Origin of the sequence: Paenibacillus sp. GCM10027627, assembly GCF_042675505.1 — a bacterium.
Lineage (GTDB): Bacteria > Bacillota > Bacilli > Paenibacillales > Paenibacillaceae > Pristimantibacillus.
In genome coordinates this window covers 1,399,210-1,422,457 of the sequence record NZ_JBHTHB010000001.1, presented here as the reverse complement: position 1 = coordinate 1,422,457, position 23,248 = coordinate 1,399,210, and the positions used below count along the sequence as shown (strand labels likewise).

General features: G+C 32.1%; 38 protein-coding genes and 1 tRNA gene. 37 read left to right on the top strand and 2 right to left on the bottom strand.

Annotated features, from left to right (window positions below; genetic code table 11):
• Nucleotides 1–45 precede the first annotated feature (45 nt).
• The 26 genes from ku (at nt 46) to ACFQZE_RS06710 (ending at nt 16,807) form a co-directional block, all read left to right on the top strand.
• Nucleotides 46–912, top strand: coding sequence for a non-homologous end joining protein Ku (gene ku / locus ACFQZE_RS06835; RefSeq protein ID WP_379354980.1), 867 nt, complete (start codon nt 46–48; stop codon nt 910–912).
• A gap of 2 nt (nt 913–914) precedes the next feature.
• Nucleotides 915–1,796: an ATP-dependent DNA ligase gene (locus ACFQZE_RS06830; RefSeq protein WP_379354978.1), complete on the top strand. Its 882-nt coding sequence runs from the start codon at nt 915–917 to the stop codon at nt 1,794–1,796.
• 137 nt (nt 1,797–1,933) lie between these two features.
• Nucleotides 1,934–3,274 carry a DNA sulfur modification protein DndB gene (locus ACFQZE_RS06825; RefSeq protein ID WP_379354976.1) on the top strand — a complete coding sequence of 447 codons (1,341 nt, stop codon included), beginning with the start codon at nt 1,934–1,936 and terminating at the stop codon, nt 3,272–3,274.
• Between the two features lie 35 nt (nt 3,275–3,309).
• Entirely contained in the window at nt 3,310–4,290 is a 981-nt protein-coding gene (locus ACFQZE_RS06820) for a phage lytic cycle repressor MrpR family protein (RefSeq protein WP_379354974.1), read from the top strand.
• Nucleotides 4,291–4,378: 88 nt separating this feature from the next.
• A complete protein-coding gene (locus tag ACFQZE_RS06815) occupies nt 4,379–4,927 on the top strand; it encodes a hypothetical protein (protein ID WP_379354972.1) in 549 nt (182 codons plus the stop codon).
• On the top strand, nt 4,911–5,591 hold the full coding sequence (locus tag ACFQZE_RS06810) for a hypothetical protein (RefSeq protein ID WP_379354970.1): 681 nt from the start codon (nt 4,911–4,913) through the stop codon (nt 5,589–5,591). The genes ACFQZE_RS06815 and ACFQZE_RS06810 overlap by 17 nt, the downstream gene beginning before the upstream one ends.
• Nucleotides 5,592–5,786: 195 nt before the next feature.
• Nucleotides 5,787–6,329 (top strand): hypothetical protein, encoded by a 543-nt coding sequence (locus tag ACFQZE_RS06805; RefSeq protein ID WP_379354968.1) that lies wholly within the window; start codon nt 5,787–5,789, stop codon nt 6,327–6,329.
• A gap of 217 nt (nt 6,330–6,546) precedes the next feature.
• The gene (locus ACFQZE_RS06800; protein WP_379354966.1) at nt 6,547–6,780 is read left to right on the top strand and encodes a hypothetical protein; all 234 of its coding nucleotides are present in this window, start codon (nt 6,547–6,549) and stop codon (nt 6,778–6,780) included.
• 372 nt (nt 6,781–7,152) lie between these two features.
• Nucleotides 7,153–7,229: transfer RNA gene (locus ACFQZE_RS06795), tRNA-Ile, on the top strand.
• 112 nt (nt 7,230–7,341) lie between these two features.
• Nucleotides 7,342–8,292, top strand: coding sequence for a hypothetical protein (locus ACFQZE_RS06790; RefSeq protein WP_379354964.1), 951 nt, complete (start codon nt 7,342–7,344; stop codon nt 8,290–8,292).
• Between the two features lie 130 nt (nt 8,293–8,422).
• Complete coding sequence (locus ACFQZE_RS06785; RefSeq protein WP_379354962.1) at nt 8,423–9,352, top strand: hypothetical protein; 930 nt, start codon at nt 8,423–8,425, stop codon at nt 9,350–9,352.
• Between the two features lie 92 nt (nt 9,353–9,444).
• Nucleotides 9,445–10,440, top strand: coding sequence for an ATP-binding protein (locus tag ACFQZE_RS06780; RefSeq protein ID WP_379354960.1), 996 nt, complete (start codon nt 9,445–9,447; stop codon nt 10,438–10,440).
• Between the two features lie 44 nt (nt 10,441–10,484).
• Complete coding sequence (locus tag ACFQZE_RS06775) at nt 10,485–10,856, top strand: hypothetical protein (protein WP_379354958.1); 372 nt, start codon at nt 10,485–10,487, stop codon at nt 10,854–10,856.
• 84 nt (nt 10,857–10,940) lie between these two features.
• A complete protein-coding gene (locus tag ACFQZE_RS06770) occupies nt 10,941–11,681 on the top strand; it encodes a lytic transglycosylase domain-containing protein (protein WP_379354955.1) in 741 nt (246 codons plus the stop codon).
• Nucleotides 11,682–11,755: 74 nt separating this feature from the next.
• Nucleotides 11,756–12,304, top strand: coding sequence for a dTMP kinase (locus ACFQZE_RS06765; RefSeq protein WP_379354953.1), 549 nt, complete (start codon nt 11,756–11,758; stop codon nt 12,302–12,304).
• 18 nt (nt 12,305–12,322) lie between these two features.
• Entirely contained in the window at nt 12,323–12,499 is a 177-nt protein-coding gene (locus ACFQZE_RS06760; RefSeq protein WP_379354951.1) for a hypothetical protein, read from the top strand.
• A gap of 49 nt (nt 12,500–12,548) precedes the next feature.
• Entirely contained in the window at nt 12,549–12,863 is a 315-nt protein-coding gene (locus ACFQZE_RS06755) for a hypothetical protein (RefSeq protein WP_379354949.1), read from the top strand.
• Nucleotides 12,864–12,911: 48 nt separating this feature from the next.
• Entirely contained in the window at nt 12,912–13,106 is a 195-nt protein-coding gene (locus ACFQZE_RS06750) for a hypothetical protein (RefSeq protein ID WP_379354947.1), read from the top strand.
• A 40-nt stretch (nt 13,107–13,146) separates the two neighbouring features.
• Complete coding sequence (locus tag ACFQZE_RS06745) at nt 13,147–13,392, top strand: hypothetical protein (protein WP_379354945.1); 246 nt, start codon at nt 13,147–13,149, stop codon at nt 13,390–13,392.
• 34 nt (nt 13,393–13,426) lie between these two features.
• Nucleotides 13,427–13,777, top strand: a complete 351-nt coding sequence (locus ACFQZE_RS06740; protein WP_379354943.1) for a hypothetical protein — start codon at nt 13,427–13,429, stop codon at nt 13,775–13,777.
• Nucleotides 13,778–13,822: 45 nt separating this feature from the next.
• Nucleotides 13,823–14,053, top strand: coding sequence for a hypothetical protein (locus ACFQZE_RS06735; RefSeq protein ID WP_379354941.1), 231 nt, complete (start codon nt 13,823–13,825; stop codon nt 14,051–14,053).
• A gap of 45 nt (nt 14,054–14,098) precedes the next feature.
• Nucleotides 14,099–14,308 carry an IDEAL domain-containing protein gene (locus ACFQZE_RS06730; RefSeq protein ID WP_379354939.1) on the top strand — a complete coding sequence of 70 codons (210 nt, stop codon included), beginning with the start codon at nt 14,099–14,101 and terminating at the stop codon, nt 14,306–14,308.
• A 228-nt stretch (nt 14,309–14,536) separates the two neighbouring features.
• On the top strand, nt 14,537–15,112 hold the full coding sequence (locus ACFQZE_RS06725; RefSeq protein ID WP_379354937.1) for a hypothetical protein: 576 nt from the start codon (nt 14,537–14,539) through the stop codon (nt 15,110–15,112).
• A 361-nt stretch (nt 15,113–15,473) separates the two neighbouring features.
• Nucleotides 15,474–16,067 (top strand): hypothetical protein, encoded by a 594-nt coding sequence (locus ACFQZE_RS06720; RefSeq protein WP_379354935.1) that lies wholly within the window; start codon nt 15,474–15,476, stop codon nt 16,065–16,067.
• A gap of 28 nt (nt 16,068–16,095) precedes the next feature.
• Entirely contained in the window at nt 16,096–16,380 is a 285-nt protein-coding gene (locus ACFQZE_RS06715) for a DUF4326 domain-containing protein (RefSeq protein WP_379354933.1), read from the top strand.
• A gap of 226 nt (nt 16,381–16,606) precedes the next feature.
• Nucleotides 16,607–16,807 (top strand): hypothetical protein, encoded by a 201-nt coding sequence (locus tag ACFQZE_RS06710; protein WP_379354931.1) that lies wholly within the window; start codon nt 16,607–16,609, stop codon nt 16,805–16,807.
• 179 nt (nt 16,808–16,986) lie between these two features.
• Here ACFQZE_RS06710 and ACFQZE_RS06705 read toward each other — a convergent pair whose 3' ends face one another.
• Nucleotides 16,987–17,337 (bottom strand): hypothetical protein, encoded by a 351-nt coding sequence (locus ACFQZE_RS06705; RefSeq protein ID WP_379354929.1) that lies wholly within the window; start codon nt 17,335–17,337, stop codon nt 16,987–16,989.
• A gap of 196 nt (nt 17,338–17,533) precedes the next feature.
• Between ACFQZE_RS06705 and ACFQZE_RS06700 the strand changes: the two genes are divergently transcribed.
• From ACFQZE_RS06700 to ACFQZE_RS06690, 3 genes are all read left to right on the top strand, one after another.
• Nucleotides 17,534–17,749: a hypothetical protein gene (locus tag ACFQZE_RS06700; protein WP_379354927.1), complete on the top strand. Its 216-nt coding sequence runs from the start codon at nt 17,534–17,536 to the stop codon at nt 17,747–17,749.
• A 260-nt stretch (nt 17,750–18,009) separates the two neighbouring features.
• Nucleotides 18,010–18,720, top strand: a complete 711-nt coding sequence (locus ACFQZE_RS06695) for a metallophosphoesterase family protein (RefSeq protein ID WP_379354925.1) — start codon at nt 18,010–18,012, stop codon at nt 18,718–18,720.
• A 9-nt stretch (nt 18,721–18,729) separates the two neighbouring features.
• Nucleotides 18,730–19,008, top strand: coding sequence for a hypothetical protein (locus tag ACFQZE_RS06690; protein ID WP_379354923.1), 279 nt, complete (start codon nt 18,730–18,732; stop codon nt 19,006–19,008).
• A 59-nt stretch (nt 19,009–19,067) separates the two neighbouring features.
• Here ACFQZE_RS06690 and ACFQZE_RS06685 read toward each other — a convergent pair whose 3' ends face one another.
• A complete protein-coding gene (locus ACFQZE_RS06685) occupies nt 19,068–19,319 on the bottom strand; it encodes a hypothetical protein (RefSeq protein ID WP_379354921.1) in 252 nt (83 codons plus the stop codon).
• Nucleotides 19,320–19,735: 416 nt separating this feature from the next.
• Between ACFQZE_RS06685 and ACFQZE_RS06680 the strand changes: the two genes are divergently transcribed.
• The 8 genes from ACFQZE_RS06680 (at nt 19,736) to ACFQZE_RS06645 (ending at nt 23,186) form a co-directional block, all read left to right on the top strand.
• Entirely contained in the window at nt 19,736–20,086 is a 351-nt protein-coding gene (locus ACFQZE_RS06680; protein WP_379354919.1) for a hypothetical protein, read from the top strand.
• 284 nt (nt 20,087–20,370) lie between these two features.
• Complete coding sequence (locus ACFQZE_RS06675) at nt 20,371–20,883, top strand: siphovirus Gp157 family protein (RefSeq protein ID WP_379354917.1); 513 nt, start codon at nt 20,371–20,373, stop codon at nt 20,881–20,883.
• 108 nt (nt 20,884–20,991) lie between these two features.
• Nucleotides 20,992–21,294, top strand: coding sequence for a hypothetical protein (locus ACFQZE_RS06670; protein WP_379354915.1), 303 nt, complete (start codon nt 20,992–20,994; stop codon nt 21,292–21,294).
• Nucleotides 21,295–21,333: 39 nt separating this feature from the next.
• Complete coding sequence (locus ACFQZE_RS06665) at nt 21,334–21,951, top strand: hypothetical protein (RefSeq protein ID WP_379354913.1); 618 nt, start codon at nt 21,334–21,336, stop codon at nt 21,949–21,951.
• Nucleotides 21,952–21,979: 28 nt separating this feature from the next.
• Nucleotides 21,980–22,246, top strand: a complete 267-nt coding sequence (locus ACFQZE_RS06660) for a hypothetical protein (protein ID WP_379354911.1) — start codon at nt 21,980–21,982, stop codon at nt 22,244–22,246.
• 36 nt (nt 22,247–22,282) lie between these two features.
• Nucleotides 22,283–22,600 carry a hypothetical protein gene (locus ACFQZE_RS06655; protein ID WP_379354909.1) on the top strand — a complete coding sequence of 106 codons (318 nt, stop codon included), beginning with the start codon at nt 22,283–22,285 and terminating at the stop codon, nt 22,598–22,600.
• A gap of 39 nt (nt 22,601–22,639) precedes the next feature.
• On the top strand, nt 22,640–22,879 hold the full coding sequence (locus tag ACFQZE_RS06650; RefSeq protein WP_379354907.1) for a hypothetical protein: 240 nt from the start codon (nt 22,640–22,642) through the stop codon (nt 22,877–22,879).
• A gap of 73 nt (nt 22,880–22,952) precedes the next feature.
• Nucleotides 22,953–23,186 (top strand): hypothetical protein, encoded by a 234-nt coding sequence (locus ACFQZE_RS06645; RefSeq protein WP_379354905.1) that lies wholly within the window; start codon nt 22,953–22,955, stop codon nt 23,184–23,186.
• The last annotated feature ends 62 nt before the right edge of the window (nt 23,187–23,248 follow it).

The following is a 23,248-nucleotide window of genomic DNA, read 5'->3' as shown; positions in this document are numbered from 1 at the left end:
AAATTTGGCCATCCTAAATGCAAAAAGTATAGGGTGGTTTTTAGTTTGCATACAGTTTGGAAAGGGAACATCTCTTTTGGTTTGATCAATATTGGTGTGAAAATGCATGCAGCTATTGAAGATAAGGACATTAAATTCAACAATGTAGACAAGGTAAATCTGAAACCAGTGAGGCACATAAAAGTGGCTTCCGATGATCAAAGGATCTTGAATAAAGATGACATTGTAAGGGTTTATGAGCATTCAAATCAACAACAAATTATCATTAAGGATATTGAAATTGAAAAGCTGAAAGAAAAGTTTGAGAATAAGTCTGTAGAGGTTTTGGATTTCATCAAGCTTGAGCAGATTGATCCAATTTATTTCAACAATAGTTACTACTTGTCTCCAGACATTGGTCAAAATCGAGCTTATTCATTGTTAAGGAAAGTGTTGTCAGATACTAATAAAGTCGGATTGGCTAAAATTACGATCAGATCCAATGAACAGTTGGCTGTAATTCGGACTATAAAGAATGTTATCATGCTTGAGACCATTCATTATCCAGATGAAGTGAGGCCAATTGAAAGCGTACCAAACATTCAAGATAGTGAAGTGAATGAAAAGGAATACAACATTGCAAGACTTTTAATAGATCAGTTGACAACAGAATTTAATCCATTTAAGTATCAGAACACATTTAGAAAAGAATTAATGGCTCTAATTGAATCGAAAATCTCTAAAGAAGAAGCAATAAGAAAGTTTGATAACACCATGAGTACAACAACAAATTTAATGGACATGTTACAGGCTTCACTGAAGAATAATCAAACTGAAGATGTTCTGATTATTGATAAAGATCTTAATTTATCTGAACCACCAAAGAAAAAGAAATCTGCTAAGAAGTCTGATAAGAATAAGGCTTCAGTTTGAATATGAATTTTATTGACCCTATGCTCTTAGATAGTTGCAAGGAACCGTTTAATTCCGAAAATCACATATTTGAGCCAAAGTCGAATGGAATTAGACTTGAACTGCTAAGAAGTGAATCGCAAACTAAACTCATTACAAGACATGGAACAGATGTGACCAAAAGTCTTCCAGAGCTCTTGAAACTTGATCTAAGTGCAGGAACTATTCTAGATGGAGAATTAGTTTGTTATAGTCCCCACAATCCTTTAGAAGAGGATTTTGAAGCTGTAATGTCAAGGATAGTTAGTAAGTCTGAGAAGAGTGTAAAACAACAAATGAGCATTAATCCTTGCAATTACATTGTTTTTGATATTTTGATGTATAGGAATAAGCCACTAATGGATTTGCCACTTGTAGCAAGAAAACAAATCCTTGAAAGTAAGGTGTCAAATCAATCATATTTACAAAAAGTCATGTATCTAAGAAAGAATGGGAATCAGTTATTTGAAGTCATAAAAAAGCATAAACTTGAAGGAATAGTTGCTAAACGTATTGAATCCAGATACCATGCAGGTAAGAGACCAGTTGATGTATGGACTAAAATAATCAATTGGCGTTATTCCGACTGTTTGATTTCTGGATTTCGAAAAGAGCAAACTGGATGGTATCTCGAAGTTATTGGGGGAGAAGGAATAGGATCAAAAGGGTTTGTGGAATTTGGAATCTCAAAGGAAATGAAACAGTTATTTTATGAGATAACTAAAAAGATGGTTGTAAAAGAAGATAAAAAATCTGTTTGGATACAGAAAATTTTGAAATGTGAAGTTAAACATAGAGGAGTTTTGAAAAGTGGGAATTTAATGACTCCTGTTTTTGTGAAGTTTTTAATTGATGAAATCAAATAGACTTTATTCAGATTTGATCTTAAAAATTTCACTTTTTATTTTATCTTTAGAGTTTATTTTTTTGATAACTGATGTATAATATGAATAGACAATAGTGGTAATTGAAAATCAATCTCGTAAGGGAGTGTGTTATTTTAATGAGTGAAGTACAGGAAAAATCAACACTAGATGCAATTAGTGGAGTATTAACAGAGGTAGCAAAAAACAAAGAACATTTGCGTGAAATTAATGAACTTCTATCCTCAAGACACAGAATTCCCCATGGCACAATAAATGAAATTCTTGTCAACAATGAAAAATTTGAGACATTTTCAATTGAAGAGCAAGGAGCAGTTGTCTCTGTCATTTTTGAAGTTACTGGTCTTGAAGAATCTAATCCTGAAAATTTTTTTAATCAAAAACAAATCGGAAAGATTCGCAAGTTTAAGATGGATACTACAATGAAATTAACACTACCTCATACATTTGGAAATTTTGTTGTTCAGTCTACTGAAAATGACTATATAACATCACTTAAAATAAAGGAAATTGGAGCACTTTGGAATAGTAAAATCTTAGAGTACAGTATGGACATTCAAAGAAAGCCAAAAGAAAAAGTTAGTAGAAAAGGTGATATAATTAGATCACCTAAAGTAATTCAAAAAAGCATCAATGAAATTACAGACTTGGTGAAGAGAGATAAATACCGCTCGAACACCATTACACTTTGTATCTTAATGGATGGCACAGAAGAAGTGACTTATGATGATGGTGAATTGACTCTTGTGGCAGGTAAACTTTATGTAATTGATGGATATCACAGATTGTCAGCATTTTTGAATGTATTGGAAGATGATCCTGACAAGGATCTACCAGTTGATGTTGCTATAAAATATTTAACTTTTGATGAAGCACGTTTTTATCTTGGACAGATTAATAAAATGTCCAAATTTGATAAATCATTTGTAAACTATTTGATGAATGATAAGCTTCAGGATAAGATCATCACAGATGTTGAAAGAAAATCAGTTTTACAAGGTAGAATTACACCAGAGGCAACAGTTGCAAAGAAGAAGACCTATCTCACAAGTTTTAATGTTCTTTCTAATGGTGTTAAAGATATTTTTGATCCGAAAGATAATAAAGATAGACTGGATATTGCTGAAGTTTTAGTGAATTTCTTTGATTACCTAATTGACTACTATCCTCAAGATTTCAGTAAAGATATAAATACACTTATTCAGGCGCGAGAAAACAGCTTAAGAAATTACCACAATACTTTTGTAATTTATCTTGTTATTGCTAAGTGTCTATTTGATAAGTATGGTAAGAATATTCCAACAGATGAGATAATTCGACTGGTGGAACTGTTTGATTACTCAAGAGATGGAGAATACTCCAAAGTACTATTTAGTGAAGGTACTGGCAAGGTCAACTCGAATCAAGTCAAAAAGAATATTCGGGAATATGCCTTTCAGAAGGTTAGAGAAAACCTGTAATATTCTTTGATAAAGATCGAGAGGATGGATGAGTAATGTCTAATTCAATTTATGAAGACAAAATCTACAACCAAGACAGAAAAATGCAATTCATCTTAGATAATGGTTATAAAGAGGGTACTCAAAAAATAATCTTGAGATTGTTTAAAGTATCGCAGGTAGTTGAAAGTGAATTGGAAAAAGACTTGGCTGATTTTAATCGAGAAGAAATTCGTAGACTTGGATTTCTCTATGCACCTAAAACAGAACAGTCTTCTAATTCAAATATGACATGGTTGCAAAAGTATATTGACTGGAATGTTGAAGAAGGACTATTACAAGGTGTTAACCCAATTGCCAATGTATCAGCAGAATGGAAAAAACAATTCGTTAATAGCTCATTAAAACGTTTCTGGACAGATGAAGAAATTAGAAAGATAATTTCAACACGAGTAAATAAGCGTGATGGTGCTATAGTGGATTTACTTTTTCAAGGTGTATTTGGTAGTGGAGGTTCAGAAATGCTGAATCTTCAAATAGGCAGTATTGATAAAGTTAACAATAGACTTCACCTGAAGGATGACAATGGCCTTAGCAGAACTATTCCAGTACCAGAGGATACAATTGACATTTGTTTGAAGGCTTATGATGAGGATACCTATCACAAAAAGAACGGTAAACCAAGTCCAGATGTCAAAGCTGATACATTTGCTATAGTTGAGAACAGTTATATTATTCGTCCTGCTAAGTCGAGAACAAAGACAATAAATGAAGCAGGAGTTAATATTATTTATTCAGCTCTTGCAAGGATTGCTGTTGAAATCAATGAACCAAATCTCACACCATTGAACATACAAAATAGTGGGATGATTTATTATTTAAAAGAACTATACTTGGACAATAACAAAACAATTGTAGATGAGCACTTTACAATGGTACTTGACAGGTTCAACAATAAGACAGATGTCTCACTGTATCGAATGAAGGCAGACTTCTTAAATGAAGAAACTATATTGAAAGTGTACCCTAACTTATAAGTTAGGGTTTTTTATTATTTTAAATAAAAAATACCTTGACTATTAAAAAGAAGATATGGTAAATTGTATTTAGAAATGAGGTGCTGGATTGATATTAAAAAAGTCAGCATTATACATAGGGGAAGCTTTGTGGACTGTTTTTGATGATGAGCAGAAAAGAATTCTTGAAAGTAAAAATATCCATTTGTCTATTATTCAGAATAAGCTTAAGTTAGTAGTATTGTATATATCTGTTTCAATGACACTTATGTTGTTAGGATTAATAGCTGATGTATTGTTGGAAATATTATTATCGGTTTGTTCATTATGCTTTATCAGATGGTGGGACAGTGAGAATCATTTTTCAGTAGATGTTTGTTACATAGTGACTATCAGTGTAATACTTGTTACAATAACCTTATCAGAAGTAATACCAGAGTCTCATTTAGTAATTGTTTTGCTTCTAGTTCTTTTAGTACATTTAATTTTCAAACGACCTAGAAACTTTTTAGATCTTCGAAAGAAAATGATTACTTTCTTACTTATATTAATTTCATACTTTATAAATAGTATATTTTTAATAATGTGGCTAGTTCTGATTTTTGACATTTTTAAAATTGAAGGAACTGGGAGAGTAGAAGATGGAGCATCTGGTTAATTTTACAGGGTATATGATTTTTAGTTCATTAGAATACTTTTCAATTTTCTTTTTGATTTTCTCATTTTTCAGGCTGTATCCTGAGAATTATAAAAAGGAAATTGCTTATCTAACTTTTGGGTCAACTTTTTTTTCTTACATCCTTGTTCTATTGAAAATTCACAATTACATTCCTTTACCTTTATTAATTATGCCTGTTGTAATATACATATTGAAAAAAATTTTAGACAGAAAGTTGAGGTATGCAATAATCTCAACTGTATCTGGGTTCATCTTTTTTCTATCTGTTCAGTTTATTGTAATTAGTATTTCTATATTTTTTGATATTTCTACAACAAAAACAATTCATGAACCATTTATATTGTCTTCATACTTTCATCAGTTAATAGGTTCAATTATTACAATTTGCATTGCATTGTTTATTAAAATATTTAATGGTGGGTATGGTTTTACATTCAAAAAAAAATTATCATCAAGCAAATCAAGGTTATTTTTAATTGTTACATTAACATTGGGGCTTTTGAGTATTATTAACTTTACTACATTCCTATTAACAGAATCATCTTCAATTTCTGGCACAATCTTAATTGCAACTGCCTCATTGATTTCAGTCTTAATTATAACTTATTTTTCTAATAAGATGGATAACATTGAATATAGTTGAAATAATACACTCTAAGAAGGAGGTGTTTAAGTGAAAAGAAAAGCATTCCTAAGTTCTCTTGCATTTTTAGCAGTATTAGCGTTACCAGTTGTTTTAGATAAAGTTTGGCTATTTTGTGATAATAAAAAATAGATGATTATGTGGGGGATTAATCTCTCCCACACTTTAAACAACTAATTGCTGAGGAGGGTAATAATGCCTAAATATAAAATGGGTAAAGATACATTTAAAAAAATGCTTTTGGAACATGTAGATGTTTTTTCAACAGATGAAATAGTTGAGATAATAACTACAGCTGCTCCAGTAACAGATTTGATTAGTTCTTTAATTAAGGGGCTAGATCAAGAAAAATATGTTTTAGTGCCTTTATCGGGTTACCAAATAAGATTTATTGAAATAAGTCAAATATTATACTTTAGCCAACCCAAAAAGAATATTGGCAGAATACATCTTTTTACTGGTGAAGTTGTTTCATGTTTTACATTATCAGATTCAATTTGGGTGCATCTTGAGGACAATCCAACTTTTAAGCAAATTGATAGTGGTGTTTTAGTAAATATGAATATGATTAATTGGTATGATTCTGATCTAAATCGAGTATACTTTTCTCTTGAACATTATATAAATGCAACGAGTGCTGCTGTAAAAAACATACTAGTAAAAAGTTTTGGGAAAGAAAAAGACTTGAAATATAATAAAGGAATTATTGAAAGACCTATTTATCGTCCTTTATGGTAAAGTAGTTAATGAGGTTAATAACAAAAAAAGTTAAAAATACTAATTCCATCAAAAAAACTTTCTTTTTCGACAAAATTACTTATGAATTCGACATTTAAGCACATTGCAGATCAGATGTCAAAGTATTTATTTTGAGAAGATTTATACTTCCAATAATGTATTAAATTCGACTATAATGACTACATACACCACTTTGAAGACACAGGGGGAATGATTGATGAATGATTCTGATCAAATTTGGGATGAATGGGAGGACAGTGTTGAAGGTTTTCTGAAATGGATTAAATATGTATGTGAAATAGATGTTAACACACAAGTATATAAAATTCTTTTTGAGAATGTTAAGACTATGGAAGATTTAACTTTATGGATTAAAGACTTTTTCACTGGTGATCTTGATGATATTCCTGAAAGCACATACAAGTTTTTAAAAATGAAAAATCAAATTTAAAGTATAGGTGGTTTGAGGTGATAATGAGACTGAGGCGTTATAGGGTTTATATTTTAAATTCGGATGAATTATTACCTCATGGAGAAGTTTATACGATGGATAATAGGAGAAGTTCTGTCATATTTGTTAGTGACATAGCAAAAGAAGAAATCGAGATGCTTAGAGGAGTTTTTAAGGTTGTTAAGTTATAATGAATAAATATGGCGTTCTATTGCAAAAGATAGGCAAAAGAACGCCATTTAAACATCAGATAAACGGTCTTTATTATTTTAAAAATATAATAATAAAATAATCGTTGACTTTTGAAAGTTTAAAGTGCTATTATTAGACACACATCAAATAAAAAATAAAATATGTATTTCATGAAGTATTCGAGAGCAAGCGATCTGGTGAATGGCGGTGTTCTTATACAGCACGAAAGGTGAGTTCGATCCTCACACTCTCGACCATATGCTCTTGTGATGGAATGGCAGACATGACAAATTTAAAATTTGTTGTCCTTGTGACGTATCAGTTCAAATCTGGTCAGGAGTTCTAATTTAATCAAGTGAGTTGAGTAGTATGACAGAATTACAGCCTACATATGGAAGCTTCTCACTCAAAGGAATTGTGGTTGGCCTACAAAACGACAGGTATTATTCCGAAGGTGAGAAAGAAGGAGGAGATAAATGGCATAGATTAAACTTCAATGTAAAAGTGCAGAATGCTGCTCTAATACCAGTTGAGTTAATGGGATCAACAGCTACGAAAATCAAATTAAAAAGGAATTATAAAAAAAATGATTCAATAATCGTGAATTGGAAAGAACGATACACGACTTCTAATTATCGAATACATATGCCATTAAAAGTCTCACTTACTACATCAGAGTCGTTTGAATTGACTTCGTTTGATGCAATAGAAAACATAAAAGAGAACTTAAAGGATGGCGACTCTGTTTATATAAATGGATCGATTCAATTTCAAGAATACAATGGTAAGGTACAGGCGAAATTCTCAATAAGAGATATAGGAAGGCTTGATCAGCAACTCGAAGCAAATGAACTACATGAACAAGATGCTTACTTTTCACAAGAGATTGTTTTTTTAAATATAGAGAAAGATCGAAACAAGTCTCAATACCTTGTGGATAGCCTTATACTGGTCAAAGTTGACGATGTAATTCGAAAAATTCCTTATTGTTTTGTCATCAACTACAATAAATATATAGGTCAAGGTTCGAACGAATACATAACTGAAACAATCAAAATGTTCAAAGACATGACTTATGGTACAACAGTCAGGATTTTTGGAAACATCAATTACTTAGTTCCCACAATTGAGGTCGAGGGTAAGCTAGTGGTCACAGGATCAGCGATAAAAGAGCTTGAGATTACTGGTGGCAGTTTGAAATCGATTGTTAGAAATAGATACTCTGTTGAGAATATAAATGAAACAGTTGATTCAAATCCTTTCATATATGAAGAGAAGAATGATAGTGCTTCAAGTGTTGAGCACGAATGGGCATTTTAAGGAGGTGACAAAGCCATAGATAATACAATGCGCAGCCCACCTAAGCAAACTGAAAACTATGATTAACTAAGTTATACATATGATTATCCAATAAACTATAAAATTAAAATTGAGGAGAATGAATTTAATAATGAGTGAAAAAGTGCTTCGTGAGGGCGAGAATGTTGTAGTAATTGAAGGTATTGTTACTGAGGTTCGTATCGAAGAAGGAAGTTACAAAAAGGATGGTAAGGATGTTGAAAAAATTCAAGGTGAAATTGACATCAAGGTCAATGATGATGTACATACAGTTTCTGTTTATGCAAACAAAATTAATAAACAAGGCAAAGAGAGCGGCCTGTACAAAGGCATTCAAACCATCAAGAATGAGTTTAAATCGATCCAGACTCATGGCGAAGAAGCTGACAAAGTGAGAATTGAGACTGGTAAAGTAGGCTTGAACGAATATGTTGGTCAAGACTTGACCATCAAAGCGTTCCCACAGATCTCAGCCAACTTCATTAATCGCCTAAAAGCAGGCGATGTGTTCGAACCAAAAGCGAAATTTACTCTTGAGATGTGTGTAGCAAATGTTGCCTTTGAAAAGAAAAATGATGAAGAAACAGGTCGAGTTATTCTTAAAGGTTATGTCGTTGGGTATGAAGGCAAAGTGTTCCCATTTGAAACAGTAGTAGAAGGTGATCGAGCTGCTGATTACGTAAGTAATAATTATGATAAGGGCACTACAGTTACTGTTTATGGAGAAATCGTAAATAATACAACTGTCACTAAAAAAGCGGTAGAGGTTGGATTTGGCGCACCTCAAGAACAAATTAATCGCAAGACAATCCGCGAATACAAAGTAATTAGCGGAACTGAACCTAAAGAAGAAGATAATGAAAAGACGTATGATCCAAAACTGATTAAAAAGGGCTTGAATGAACGTGAAGAGCGTCACAAAGAAATGATTGAGAAGAAAAAGAATGCTGGTAACGGTAATAAAAGCAGTAAAGATTCTAAAAATCCGTTTGCTGATGACGGTAAACCAATTAATATCAATGAAGATGACCTCCCGTTCTGATGCGTTAACGTAATAAAGTAAATTACATATTGAGTCGGTGAAATATCCGACTCTCCAATTAAATAAAATATAAGGGAGTTATTATAATATATATGAACTTTGATATTTTTAATCCGCAAGTATCGAGAATTGCAAGTGGTCTTGAAGGTAAAATCATTACTGTTTATGGTTCCAATTCCACAGGGAAGACCAAGCAACTTACACAACTTCCAAAACCATTTTACCTTCCTTTTGAAGGTGGTCTTGGTGCAATCAATGGCATTTCGTTCCTGCCAATCAACACATGGGGCGACTTCAAAAAAATCAACCGACAATTGACCAATCCAAAGAATTTGGAGAAGGCAAAAGAAACAATCCAAACCATTATCTTTGATGAAATTTGGGCTTCGTCGAAATTCTGTCAACAATATATCTGTGAGAAATATGAAGCAGATTCCATTAAATCTGGTAATGGTGGCTATGGCTTGTGGTCTGAGTATGAAACTGAAATGTTCAATGAAATCAACAAACTTATCAGCGCTGGATATACGGTTTGCTTCATTGGTCACACAACAGCAGATGAGGATGGTAAGGTTTCTCCTAAAGGCGACAAACGAGCACTTGGCCCAATTATTGATAACAGTGATATTGTAATCTATCTGAAATCTAATGGTGTTGATGAAAATGGCAAAGTCATTAAGTCTAGTGCATATCTAGCTGAGACAGATCAGTACTTTGCTCGTAGTCGTTTTGATTTGATTGTCCCATATCTACAAGAGTTTACAGCGAAGAACCTTGAGAAAGCAATTGATGATGCCATCAAAGCACAAGAGAAGGCTGATGGAGTGAAAGCAGTGTCAGCAATCGAGCGTCAGTCAATGTTTAAATCCGAAGAAATTGGCTTTGAAGAGCTTGTTAATGAGATTAAAGCGGCAGGACAATTCATCTACGAAAACGGTAGAAACAATGAAACTGTTAGGGTGATTGAACAGCATCTTGGTAAGGGACTGAAGGTATCTGATGCTACGGAAGCACAAAAACAAGACCTTAGTGTTATTCTCCAAGAATTGAATCAAATTATCGCAAGTATCAAAGAAGAGAAGGAATAGTACATAGGCAATGAAAGAGATAATTCAAGAGGAAGTGAAAAGTAATGTTGATAGTAAATGACACAACAACTAGTGCAACAAATGGTTATAAAACATTAATAGGCAATGGTTATTTGGCTACGGCGTTCACAAATGAATTAATTGTTCCAAAAACACAGACTATATTTGAAAATCAAATAAACAAAGGAGATTGTATCATGGAAAACCTTTATTCAGTAATTGTAGTTAATAAGCAAAGAGATATCTTAGTTGATAAAAAAGTGGTTGCTAAAGATCAAAAAAATGCTGAATTTGAAATTGCACATAAGTATCTTGTAAGTGAAGGTATTTCGCTTGATGATGTCACAGTTATCGTTGATATGCTAGGTTCTGTAAAAGTGAAAGAAGAAAAAAGTACAAAAGAATGTAAACAATAGATTCATATTAATAATGTTATCCCAGAAGATAAGCCATCAAAAGCAAGTCCTCTGGGATTTCTTTTAAATAAAACCATGGAGGTCATGATGACAAAGAAAAACCTAACTCTGATGGTAGCTGGAGCAATTATCACTATTGCACTTATTATGCTGCTAATCAATCTTCGAAGCCTAAGAGAAGGTAAGGAAGAACAAATTGAATTCAAATCTAATATGAGTTTCACTGTCACTGCAATTGAGAAACAAATGAAAAAAGATGAAGAAATGATTAAGCAAAGTAATAAAAAAGTAAAAAATAAAAATATAATTACTGAAATAAATAAAAAAGAAGTATCAACAGAGACTTATATAGAAGAACAACCAAAAAGGCCACACATTAACAACATACCATTATCTGAAGAGATCCTTGATTATACATATAAGTTAGCAAATGAAAGTGGAATTTCATACGAGCTTGTTTTAGCTATTATGAAAACCGAAAGTGAGTTTAATGAAGATGTGGTATCCGCAACCAAGGACTATGGCTTACTTCAAATCAACCAGTCAAACATAAAGTCATTTGCTAAGGCTGCTGGTGTTAGAAATGTCGATCCACTGGATTCAAAAGATAATATTGCAATGGGTGTTTATTATCTTTCTTATCTGAGAGAAAAGTATTTAGAGTTGGGATTTTCAGAAGAGGATACTTATTTTCTTACAATTTTGGCCTATAATCGTGGTGAAGGTGCGGCTTTAAAGTACGTAAAAAATCATGGTTGGTCGAATTCGTATGTCATTAAGGTAAGCAATAACAAGCAGTGGATAGAGGAAAATATAGAGGCTTAGAAAGGGGAATGATACAGTGTTCTTAATCACATTGGAAGGACTTTGACAAGAGTGGCAAACATACTGCAAGCAATTTGCTTCTAAACAGGTTATTAAGCGAAGGATATAAAGTCATTAAAAGCGAGTTTCACCGATATGATACAAAAACTGGTGATCTTATTTATCAATGGTTAACAGGGAAATGGAAGGCTTCACAAGAGGTTATTGAACTCATTATGACCAGTGACAAGCAGAATCAAATGGAATGGTTTAATGAACTTGAGTGTCAAGGGTATGATTATCTGATCCTCGACCGTTATACACTCAGCCAGTTTTCTTATGGTAAAGCAAATGGAATGAATATTAATTGGCTGCTAAATCTTCAGAAATACATGCGGAAACCCGATTTAGACATCGTGATTGACATTCCTGCTGAAGTGAGCATGTCTAGAAAAGGAAAACACAACAATGGTGAAAATGACCGTTACGAGGCTGATCTAGAAATGCTACAACGAGTTCGCGATAATTACTTATTGCTGCCTGAAAAATACTCAGCTCCACTTAAATACATAGTTGATGGAACAAAAACTATTGAGGAAATTCATAATGATATTTATCAAATTGTTATTGATAATCTTACATAAGGAGACTGAATAAGTTTTATGCTTCACGATGAACGAAAGAAAAAACAATTCAAACAAAAAGATCAAAAATTCACAAGTAATAAGTTTAGCAAACCTAAAAACAGGAAGCAGTATAAGAATGAATTACCTGATTACCAATATGAGCACTATGTTGAAGGGGTAAATCTAGGCAGAGAAGATGGCTTCGAATATTAATTGGGGTTATGAAGGTCATCTTTCATGACCTATTGAAAGGAGGAACAGTATGGGAGAGATAGCAGATTATTATGTAAATAAAATGCTGGATGATCGACATTATCCAAAGTATCCAACTACAAAGAAGATTGTATGGACTACTGATGATGGAAAAGAATATGAACCTAAAGATATGGAAATCAGCTACATTATGAATGTGATCCATCTATGCGAACGAAGAGAAGGACTTAAGGGTATTAAATTCTTAAACAATGCTCCTACCTACAAAGCCTTGGTGAATGAGTTGATTGATAGAGGGAAATTAGATAATACATATTTCGATATGCATTTAGATGATCGTTTAAAAGTAAAAATTAAAGAGTAATAATCAATTTCTGAAAATTTCAAAATAATAATAAAGGAGAATTACAAAATGAAAAAATTTGAAGTTGAAATGACAATCACAAAGACATACACAACTAAAGTTTTTGTTGAAGGTGACTTTACAGATTTTAGAGATTCAAATATTGATGAAGCAGCCGTAAGAGCTGCTGACAATATGAATCATGATTTATGGAATTATGAAGACACAGAGTATTCTGTGATCAGTGTAACCCTAGTCAGTTGATGAATACTTGGTGCAATCATTTATGGAGGGATGTGGAAAAATGAGTCCTGATAGAGATAAATATGGAAGAGTTATTCCTATAAATTGCTATGGAAATGAACACTTAGTTAAAAAAGGAAGTATTGTAATTGGAAATATGAATGATTTTGCACTGACAGAAGGCAGACTTTATGTGGTGCAAAATGCTGATATGTTTATCGAAGTCATTAATGATGAAAATGTTATTGAACAATACTCTTTTGAATACTTTGATCTTTATCAAGGTCAAAAGGTAAAGGATTACTAAGTTTCAATAGAAATTAAAAATACGAGGTGAAAAAATGGGAGTTAGAATGCATGATGTAGTAATGATTGGATTCGATATCGGGGCAGACTTCTATGATGATAATGAATGGGATAAAGAAGATCCTTTATATGAAAAGTATGATCTTAATCGCAAAAGTAAATCTGGCGACCTTGTTATTTTTTATGATGGATATGGTGGAAATTATTTGTTCGTTGGAAAGTTAATTGATGTTGATTATTACCGTGAAAATGGATTGAGTCAATCAGTTCTAAGCGAATCATCCGAAGAGTTTGAGCAAGGTCAAAATGAAGTTAAACAATTAATAAAGAATTTATATGGGATTGATGTTGAACCAAAATTTATAGTTATGACACATTATACATAAAACCCATTAAAACGAACCTTTTATGAGGCAAAAAGGAGAATATGTATGAACGAATTTCTAAAGTTCTTTAACGAGAAGCGAAAGCAAAATGGTTATACATTGAATGTTTACTACTCCAGTATTATGGATTGGTGTATTACCATCGGATATAAGAAAACTCATCCACAACATGGAACAGACATTGTGAAAGTACAGAACTGCGATATGGAACTGGTATTTGCAAAAGCACATGTACAATTTAAGGAATGGCTGCTTAATAATAAAGGTGGCTACTGAGGCGTTGAAACATCAATTTTATTTTCAAAATGAGGAGTGACTTGAATGATGATAAAGGACAGATCAGAATACAATTACATGTTGAAACTAGAGACTGAGATGATTTTAGATCATATACTCAAAAACGAAAAATTAAAATCATTACGAATCGAAATTGATAAATCATTAGATGAAAAAGATGAGGATAAATTCAATAAGCTAGTTGGGGAAATGAATAAACTAGAGGATGAAAATCGAGAAGAATTAAATAAATAATAAAAACATATGAAATTCAAATTTCAAATAGAATTTGATAAGGGGGATTGAAAGAATTGATTTGTATTGTCCTTACAAGTGGAATTTTTAGTATCTTTTCTACATTTGTGATTAATACAAAGAATCTAAGTAGTGCAATGTTTTTCAAAGTAATTCCTTTTTTCTTAGGATTGGGTTGCCTTGCCTATGTAGCAAAAGAACTCAATTGGTTGTAAAATCGTTTTTTGTATGGGAGGTTATATAGCAATTGAAATTAATTTAAAAAATCGATTTGAGATACATAATGATGAACTTGTTTTATTTCTGGATAGGCGTAATGAAGAGTCTTTGAAAACTGTAGTTGATTTAGACAATTTAAAAAAGTTGTGTGAGGAAAATGTAAAGTGGTATCCAAAGTGGGATGAGGATATTCAATCATACTACGCTCAAGCGACAAAATATCTTGGTGTAGATCAAAATGGAAAATACAAATACAAAACTCTTTATTTACACAAATATGTTCTTGATTATGCTGGTAGAATGAAAGTTGATCATATTAATCATGACACCTTGAATAACAAAAGGAACAATTTAAGGACACTGAAAGATAGCCATAACTCAACAAATAGAAAATCTAAAAACAAAAACAACAAATCTGGCTATAGAAATGTATGCTGGATCAAGAGTGAGCAAAAATGGATAGTTCAGATATCTATAAATAAAAAGAATACACGGCTAGGTTCCTTCGATGACGTTCATGAAGCAGGTAGATTTGCTGCTGCAATGAGAACAAAATTTTACAAAGATAAAAAAGGCTTTGACTGACCCAATAAATTCAGGATTTTATTCCTTGTCCATCTTGATTTTGATTTTTGTTATCCATGAAAGAGTAATAAACATGAAATGAGTATATTTATTAGCATAGATAACTTTTTCGAAAAAATTCATTTTTTCATCAATAATTACAGTGTATGTCTCTCTAAACATACCATCATTTGATTCTTGATGCTTTAAGTGCAATTTCTCCATTTTTCTAAAATTAAATGCTATACGAATTCCAATTAACAAGTATAAGAAAATACATATATACAGAATAAACAAGTTATCACCCCTTAATTGTTTGTTTAAATGTTATGAGCAATTAAGACCAAGTATGCAAAAATATTTGAAGTTGGAGGTAAGTTTTATGACTTGTATTGTTGGATTGGTATATAGGGGAGTTACTTATATTGGAGGAGACTCCCTTGGCTCAAATGGGCATAGTAAGACTGTTAGAGCTGATAAGAAAGTATTTCATTTAAAGGATATCAATAATGCTGTTATTGGATACACATCTTCTTTTAGAATGGGTCAACTCTTAATGTATGGAACTGGACTTATTGACAGTAGAGATGAATTTCAAGGGAAGTTAAACCATGAATACCTAGTCACAAAATTCATTCCTAACGTAATCAAACTTTTTGAAGAAGGTGGATATATGAAGATAGAAAATGGAAAAAAACAAGGTGGACACTTTCTATTTGGCTATAAAGATAAATTATATCAGATTGAATCAGATTACCAAGTTGGGGAATCAATATTAGGTTATGACGCTTGTGGAAGTGGTGAGGAATTTGCTTTGGGTTCATTACATAGTACAGCTAAGATTGAAGATCCACTAATCAGAATTAGAATGGCACTTCAAGCAGCATCGCAATTTAGTGTGGGATGTGCTCCACCATATTACATAATTAACACAAAGAATAATGAAATAGTAAGTTATGATTGCCAGAGGTGTTGAAATTTGTCTTTCTTAGGGGGGAATTCGGTTGACTACAAAAGTTGTTAATAAGCATCATAAAGTTCCTTATGATATCTATATTGGTCGTGGGTCAAAATGGGGAAATCCGTTTTCACACATGGAAGGAACTAAAGCTAAATATAAGGTTGTGACAAGAGAAGAGGCAGTTGCAGAATACGAGCAGTGGATTGAGACACAGCCAGAACTTCTCAGCAGTCTAAGAGAAATAAAAGGAAAGACGCTGTGTTGCTTCTGCAAACCGAAAAGTTGTCATGGAGACATTCTTGCTAGGTTGGCAGATGAAAGAGGATAAAACTTGACATTTATGGGGTGATATGTTGATAAAGGATCTACCTGAAGCAAAAGCTTCAAAAGTATTATTTGAAGGTGAAGCAGATGAGTATGCTCAGATAATTAATGCATACCCTATTTGTCATGATGACTGTATGCAGATTTTAAGAGTAATTGCAGATTGAAAAGTTGTGGAGTGAGTAATGAATACATAATAGATCGATTGATTTATAGAGGAGTGAAATGAAATGTCTGATTACCATGAACGTGTAGATAAAATGAAAGAGAAGTTATACATGAAAGTCTTTAGTTTTATGGCAGACAATAGGATTAATTGCACAGAAACCATTCATCAGTGTGATTGGGTAATTGAAAATGCTCCTGAATTTATTGAAGAGCTTCTTAATGTTATTAAACCAAATCTGCCATTGATTGAATATGAGGACTGATTAACATGATTATGGGTAATGGAAAGTTCAGACCTTGGCATCCTGATGAATATTCAAGATGGTATCACTAGCTGTGGCTGTCTCCATTTGTGACACTGTTTTGTGTGTATATATGGATTCACAATAAGTTATGGCGATGAAACTGGAATTTGATTAAAAAAGACCTCTAATCAGAGGTCTCAGGATTTGCTTAAATTGTCACAAAAATCGTTTAATTCTCTAAGAGAAGGTGCTTCTTTATAAAAGAATGTACCATAGCCATCTGAAATTTTGTGTTCTTTCCAATTAGAGCTTTCATATAGTTCTGAAATAAATTCAGGAGTTCCAGCAGCTCTAATGCGAACCCTGTCTGGTTGAGTTGCACATAAATAAGCATTTCCGCTTTTATGTGCAATTGTATGAAACAAAGAGTACTTACCTTGAGTACCTTTTATAGCTAGTTCTATTGGATAGTTAACAACATTACCACAAGGAGTGGGCAACTCAATAAGATTACCTTTTTGCTTACTTTGAGGAAGATTAATTTTCAATATCATCATTCCCTTCTAAATGTAGTTAGAAAATCATACCAAAATATGTGAAGATTGTCCATGAGTTAAGTGCAATATTATCATTGAAGAAAAAAAGAATTTAATTAATACATGAAAAATCAAAAAGTCATTCTAATTTTATTGAGTGGCAGGGATTCCATACAATAAAATACAGGATTTATGCGAGGTGCAAGTAATGGATAGAAAAGTTGAAAGATTGGTTTTAGGTGATTGGAAAGAGTGTCAATTTAAATTTCTGAGTCAAGGCGATGTATTTAGATTGTTTGAACCTGACGGAGATTATGTATCTGATTCTTATGGTAATTGTGAATTTCAAGCTGAATCAATGCCGTATGTAAATGAAAATGGGCATTGGGAAATTGAAATTGAAGAAAGCCAAGTTCAATTATAAGGTGTTGAAAGAGAACTTTTATAAAGGGAGTGATATATGTTGTTTTACAACGGAATGGCTGTAATTGAAAACTCACATCTTACTGATAAGGTTCAAAGTAAGCGACATCACAAAAAAAGAATTAATAAAAAATGGTTGAAGCGGTATGGCTACAAATATGTACCTTCAAAGAAAATCTTTTTCTTCAATAATCAATTCATTATGCATCCAACATTAATAAAGCAATTAAAAAATAAAATCAAAAATCATTAAGAAGTGGAATGATAAAAATAAGAACTTTAGCCATATCAGATATTCATGGTTGTCTTAATCAGTTTGAGGAATTATTAAAAATATCAAAGTATAATTCAAACAGCGACCAACTTATTTTACTTGGTGATTATATTGATCGAGGCAATAAAAGTAAAGCCGTCTTAGATAAAGTCATTCATTTGAATAAAGAATATGGGGTTATTGTATTAAAAGGCAATCATGATCAAATGATGATTGATGCATTTGAAAATGATGAAGATGGTCTCTGGTTAAATAATGGTGGAATCACTACAGTTCAAAGTTATGTTGGTTTCGATTTTTTCAATGAAGGTTTTAATTGGGATGAATATTTAAAAGCAAAACAGCATATAGTTGAGTTTTATTTAGACCATATAAAGTTTTTAAAAGAGCTTCCACTTTACTTTGAAGATGACAAACATATTTTTGTACATGCTGGAATTAACCCTTACTATTCAAATTGGAGAGAACAGCCTGAAAGTGAATTCTATTGGGTAAGAGAAGACTTTTATAAAAATGCAACTAAATTATCTAAGAAAGTTGTATTTGGTCATACTCCAACTGAATATTTGCATGGTATTTCGGATATTTGGTTTGGTGGTGACAAAATAGGTATCGATGGAGCATGTGCTTATGGTAGGCAACTTAACTGTTTAGAGATCAAGGATGATGGATATAGACAGTATAATATCAAGAAATGAGGATGGAAAATGAGCTACACATCGACTGAGCGTGAGACAGTGATCCGACAAGATGATGAAACTAAGCTTTGGACTATATACACTCTTCAGCCTACTATAATAACTAAATTATTAAAAGTAGGAATTAAACCATTTCGCATCGATGATGACGGATCTCATTGGTATAAGGACTTGAAATTTAACCAAGTGTCATTTCGAACAGGCAATAAACGTGAAATGAGTGAGGAGCAAAAAGAAAAGGCTGCTGAGAGAATGCGTAATTTACATAAAAATAAGGCTATTAAATGAGAAATTTATTTGCATTATAAAAGAGCTGCTGAATAATCAACAGCTCAACGTATAAGTTCTTACTTGAATTCTAGCTGGTCAAAATGCCAATGTGCTTCAAACATTCGAATGTATTTTAGAATCCATTCATGCTCTCCAATACCATCTTCAGAAACCTCGTCAGAGTATAAGTAAACAGGTTTCTCAAATAGATATTGCAAATGTACTAAGATTTTTTGAGAGTTTTTATTATTAAGATAATATTCACGGTCAACCTTAACTACAACAATGTTTAATCCACAAGCACTCTTTTTACAATAATGTACAATCATTATCAGCACTCTCCTATAATTTATGATGTGGAGGGAACTAAGCCCTGTCTAGTCTATTTTTCCCATATTACATTGGATTTATGCCCTGCGGATAAAAGTTTTTGAGAGAGCCTGTCTATTAAAAAGTAGTATTATGCTATTACTTTAATAATTGGAAGGAATAAATATAGGAAGATCAAATTTCAAAATAATGTCTATAGTATATAAAATTATATATTACTAAAGTAATTATGTGAAGACTTGACTTTGCAATGAGATGAAATCTTAATAACAGAAATGAAACGGAGGGATTTTAAAAATGAGTTCTAATAATTTAACAGATACTTAATGGATGGGAAAAATTCAAAACAATAAAGACAGAAGTAATTGGCATCAAAGTTGATTTTGTATAGGTAAATAAGGGAGAGAATTTATTAATGAGTGAAACAGTTTACTATAGAGGTATTTTGAAAGAATGCAAAAAGATTGATCATGAAACTTTAGAGGGACAGTGCAGGAGGTTGTTGGAATATAAAGGCTTGCCATCATATTATGATTCTTACCAAGAACTACTTCTTGATGAATACTATCATAAATATATTATTAGAAATGGTTTAATTTACACTGTAGAAAGACAAGAACTTGATGTAGATCAAGACATTTTTAGTGCTTGTATTAATGAAGATGGAGAGAGCATTGATTTTGAAGTGAAATATTATAATGGTGGATGCAGCTTTAATGAAGCAATTGAACTTGCATTAGATAATCTAAAGGGTCATAAAACGTGAGTTTCATTAGGTGAAATATGAGTGTATACATAGCAAATGATGAGGATCTAGGTAAGGCCTATACATATTCCAGTTTAAATGATCGAATTTTAAGAGTGAGAATTCAAAAGAGTAATAAGGCAGATTTTTTATGTTTAATGTGCGATGAAGTTAAACAAAAAGATGAAGGTTCTGTGTATTATTCAGGATTGTGTGAAGGCAAGTTCTATACATATAAAACATGTTTAAGATGTCATGATTTAAATAAATTAAAAATTGAAAATGAAAGGTGATAGTGAATAGAATTGGCAAACTTGTATCAGTTGGCAGAAAAGTATAGAAAACTTAATGAGTATGTTGAAGCTTATTGGGATACTGAAGATTTAAATGAGGATGATTTACAATTGTATACTGAAACTCTTGAAAGTATTGATGATATGATAGAAACTAAAGTTGAGAATACCATATTTTTTCTTAAAAACATTGAAGGTGACATTAAAGCATTTAAAGTAGAGGAAGAACGTCTAGCCAAAAGACGTAAGTATCTTCAAAACAAATTTGATGGGTTGAAGGAATTTATGTGTAGAGCACTTGAGGTTAATGGTATTCAAAAAGTTAAGGCTGGTACATTTAGCGTATCTCTACAAAAAAATAATCCATCTGTGTTTATACTTAATGAGGCGTTGATCCCAGAAGAGTTTCGTGAACGACAACCAGATAAAATTAAGAATTCTGAGATTCTGAAGTTGCTTAAAGATGGTGTCCATGTGGAAGGTGCAACATTGGCACCAGAGAAAAAGCATTTGAAAATAAGATAAAATAAAAAAATGAAAATATAAAATAATTGACCAATAAAATCATGGTGTGCTATACTCAAACTACAGAAATGGAAGAGTGTGGCACACTTTTGTTACAGGGGGATTTTGATGATTAATGTTGAGATTCTTGAGGAAAAAGGATTTAAAAAGATCACATATGAAGAACAGGATGGAAAACCAATTTTCTATTCAATAGAAATTAGTGATCAGAACTTAGTATCAAAACTACATAAATTTTTTAGAGAAGATGAAGGGTCATTTGACTTTTACTTAGATGGCATTAAATGCACCATTGAAATTACAGAGAGTTTTAATTTTGCACAATATGTATTTAAAGATAGTTCACTTGACTATTGGGTATTTGACGAAATTGATTTGATTGAATTTGAAAATGCATTAAAATTGATATAATAGAATGGTTATTTTATAGACAATAAGGAGTGAACATTTATGAAATATACACTTTTAGAAAACGGTATAGATTCATTAAAGGCTACACACAACAATATTGAAAAAATGAAGGAGCTTCAAGAAGGAAGCAATCATTGTCTAAAAGATTCAATTTTGTCATTGAACCATGCCATTGAAATTTTGTTGAAACTCATTCTCAAGGATCACAATGAATACCTAGTCTTTTCTGACTTGGACAAATATATGACTGCTAAGGCGAAAATGATCCAGCAAGGAAAAACCAATATCTTTGAAGTTAATGAAAATCTTAAAACAATTACTTTACATGAGTGTATAAATAGGGTTCAGTTTTTATGTGACATTCCAATATCTGATCAATATAAAACTGTAATTTCTTTCATGAATAAGAAGCGAAATGAAATTACGCATTATGAAATAAACTTGAGTGCTGAAGAACTGAAAGAATTGATAGATCAACTTGAATTGTGTTACGAGCTTTCGATTGATTTTTTTAAGCAGCACATTGAAGACCTTGAAGTTCTGCTTGAAGATGCGAGGTTTGAAATGACCACTGATGATTATGAAGAAGCAATGTCGGACATGTATGCAGACATGGCTTATGAACAATATAGAGAGGATCAGTTAATGTACAGATAATTGAGTAATTATAAGGAGTGGCTAAAAAATGGAAGAACGTGAGACGCTGAACTTTTGTGGGATAGCTGTCTTTGATTTTGACTCAGTTGATGGAATTGAAGGACACTGGCAGTACAATAATGTGAGATTTCATCTAAAAGAATTGGCATCATTTGATGGTGAATGCGTTGAAGTGTGTGAAGACTGGAAAGCTGTAATTTGGGGAGATATGGGCATTATTCAAAAAGAGTTTTACATAATGGATATTGCTGAGTTTAGAGAAAAACTATATGCGAAATTCCCCATGAGAGACTAGTTTCATTAATTGGGATTATGAGAGAGGTAGGTATTTATGAAACAACTACCAATTAAATGGCAAGAACATATTCGGAAGATGACTGAATTTGCACAAAAGTCAAATCAGATGAGATATGAGTTGGAACAGTATTTGATCAAACAAGGATTAACTGATGAATCTTTTGAATCAGGTTGTATGTTTGAAGATTCAATAATTGATGTGACAACTCAAAGCTATGAATGGGAAGATTTGATTAAAGATATTAATTTGGCATTGAATGGGAAGTTTGAACAATATATTGAAGATGAAATGAATAAGCGAATCATTGCATACCGAGCAAGAAATGTTGACAAGAGTGGTGATAACAAATGAAAACTATGCCATATTCTCTGAAACAAAAGCTAAAACAATATGATAGAGCGAATGATAAAGCAAGAAATGTTGCATCAAGAAGTGATTGATGAATTAGAGAAATATGGTGTTCCATATGAAAATTTAACAGCAGTAGTAGTTGATTATTATGGTGATGATCCAATTACAGAAGCATTGACATATATTAATAATTGTGAAGGAAATATTGATGACAATATTGAAGAAATAGAAAAAGTGTTTTTGCACTTTGTAAATAAGAGGAGTCAGATTGATGAATAAAAATCAGCGCATTGTAATTGATTGGTTAACCAATTCTGAGTTGAACTAATAGCTTTGAACGCGAGGTGAAGTTATGGGATATCAACTGCCAATTTGTGAGTGTGGTGAAATTTTGGAGTATGAAAAATCTGTTGATGTTTCCTATCGTCACTATTTAACAAGCAAGGGAAGAATCTCAAAGAAAAAGCGTGTTGTTGAAGATACATTCAATGTTCGTGAGCGTTTGATTTGTGATACCTGTAATTTTTTTTATGAAGTGGATCATAACGATAAAGGCAAGATTATACGCGGTGAAATCATTCAATGAATATGGTGAGAACATGGGAAAACAAATTTATTTGAGTGATAAGGAAATTGTATATTTGAGAA

Coding starts and splice junctions, on each gene's coding strand:
- ACFQZE_RS06830 (WP_379354978.1), top strand. CDS start 915: ATGAATTTTATTGACCCTATGCTCTTAGATAGTTGCAAGGAACCGTTT.
- ACFQZE_RS06825 (WP_379354976.1), top strand. CDS start 1,934: ATGAGTGAAGTACAGGAAAAATCAACACTAGATGCAATTAGTGGAGTA.
- ACFQZE_RS06820 (WP_379354974.1), top strand. CDS start 3,310: ATGTCTAATTCAATTTATGAAGACAAAATCTACAACCAAGACAGAAAA.
- ACFQZE_RS06810 (WP_379354970.1), top strand. CDS start 4,911: ATGGAGCATCTGGTTAATTTTACAGGGTATATGATTTTTAGTTCATTA.
- ACFQZE_RS06805 (WP_379354968.1), top strand. CDS start 5,787: ATGCCTAAATATAAAATGGGTAAAGATACATTTAAAAAAATGCTTTTG.
- ACFQZE_RS06800 (WP_379354966.1), top strand. CDS start 6,547: ATGAATGATTCTGATCAAATTTGGGATGAATGGGAGGACAGTGTTGAA.
- ACFQZE_RS06790 (WP_379354964.1), top strand. CDS start 7,342: ATGACAGAATTACAGCCTACATATGGAAGCTTCTCACTCAAAGGAATT.
- ACFQZE_RS06785 (WP_379354962.1), top strand. CDS start 8,423: ATGAGTGAAAAAGTGCTTCGTGAGGGCGAGAATGTTGTAGTAATTGAA.
- ACFQZE_RS06780 (WP_379354960.1), top strand. CDS start 9,445: ATGAACTTTGATATTTTTAATCCGCAAGTATCGAGAATTGCAAGTGGT.
- ACFQZE_RS06775 (WP_379354958.1), top strand. CDS start 10,485: ATGTTGATAGTAAATGACACAACAACTAGTGCAACAAATGGTTATAAA.
- ACFQZE_RS06770 (WP_379354955.1), top strand. CDS start 10,941: ATGATGACAAAGAAAAACCTAACTCTGATGGTAGCTGGAGCAATTATC.
- ACFQZE_RS06760 (WP_379354951.1), top strand. CDS start 12,323: ATGCTTCACGATGAACGAAAGAAAAAACAATTCAAACAAAAAGATCAA.
- ACFQZE_RS06755 (WP_379354949.1), top strand. CDS start 12,549: ATGGGAGAGATAGCAGATTATTATGTAAATAAAATGCTGGATGATCGA.
- ACFQZE_RS06750 (WP_379354947.1), top strand. CDS start 12,912: ATGAAAAAATTTGAAGTTGAAATGACAATCACAAAGACATACACAACT.
- ACFQZE_RS06745 (WP_379354945.1), top strand. CDS start 13,147: ATGAGTCCTGATAGAGATAAATATGGAAGAGTTATTCCTATAAATTGC.
- ACFQZE_RS06740 (WP_379354943.1), top strand. CDS start 13,427: ATGGGAGTTAGAATGCATGATGTAGTAATGATTGGATTCGATATCGGG.
- ACFQZE_RS06735 (WP_379354941.1), top strand. CDS start 13,823: ATGAACGAATTTCTAAAGTTCTTTAACGAGAAGCGAAAGCAAAATGGT.
- ACFQZE_RS06730 (WP_379354939.1), top strand. CDS start 14,099: ATGATGATAAAGGACAGATCAGAATACAATTACATGTTGAAACTAGAG.
- ACFQZE_RS06725 (WP_379354937.1), top strand. CDS start 14,537: ATGGGAGGTTATATAGCAATTGAAATTAATTTAAAAAATCGATTTGAG.
- ACFQZE_RS06720 (WP_379354935.1), top strand. CDS start 15,474: ATGACTTGTATTGTTGGATTGGTATATAGGGGAGTTACTTATATTGGA.
- ACFQZE_RS06710 (WP_379354931.1), top strand. CDS start 16,607: ATGTCTGATTACCATGAACGTGTAGATAAAATGAAAGAGAAGTTATAC.
- ACFQZE_RS06700 (WP_379354927.1), top strand. CDS start 17,534: ATGGATAGAAAAGTTGAAAGATTGGTTTTAGGTGATTGGAAAGAGTGT.
- ACFQZE_RS06695 (WP_379354925.1), top strand. CDS start 18,010: ATGATAAAAATAAGAACTTTAGCCATATCAGATATTCATGGTTGTCTT.
- ACFQZE_RS06690 (WP_379354923.1), top strand. CDS start 18,730: ATGAGCTACACATCGACTGAGCGTGAGACAGTGATCCGACAAGATGAT.
- ACFQZE_RS06685 (WP_379354921.1), bottom strand. CDS start 19,319: ATGATTGTACATTATTGTAAAAAGAGTGCTTGTGGATTAAACATTGTT.
- ACFQZE_RS06680 (WP_379354919.1), top strand. CDS start 19,736: ATGAGTGAAACAGTTTACTATAGAGGTATTTTGAAAGAATGCAAAAAG.
- ACFQZE_RS06670 (WP_379354915.1), top strand. CDS start 20,992: ATGATTAATGTTGAGATTCTTGAGGAAAAAGGATTTAAAAAGATCACA.
- ACFQZE_RS06665 (WP_379354913.1), top strand. CDS start 21,334: ATGAAATATACACTTTTAGAAAACGGTATAGATTCATTAAAGGCTACA.
- ACFQZE_RS06660 (WP_379354911.1), top strand. CDS start 21,980: ATGGAAGAACGTGAGACGCTGAACTTTTGTGGGATAGCTGTCTTTGAT.
- ACFQZE_RS06655 (WP_379354909.1), top strand. CDS start 22,283: ATGAAACAACTACCAATTAAATGGCAAGAACATATTCGGAAGATGACT.
- ACFQZE_RS06650 (WP_379354907.1), top strand. CDS start 22,640: ATGATAGAGCGAATGATAAAGCAAGAAATGTTGCATCAAGAAGTGATT.
- ACFQZE_RS06645 (WP_379354905.1), top strand. CDS start 22,953: ATGGGATATCAACTGCCAATTTGTGAGTGTGGTGAAATTTTGGAGTAT.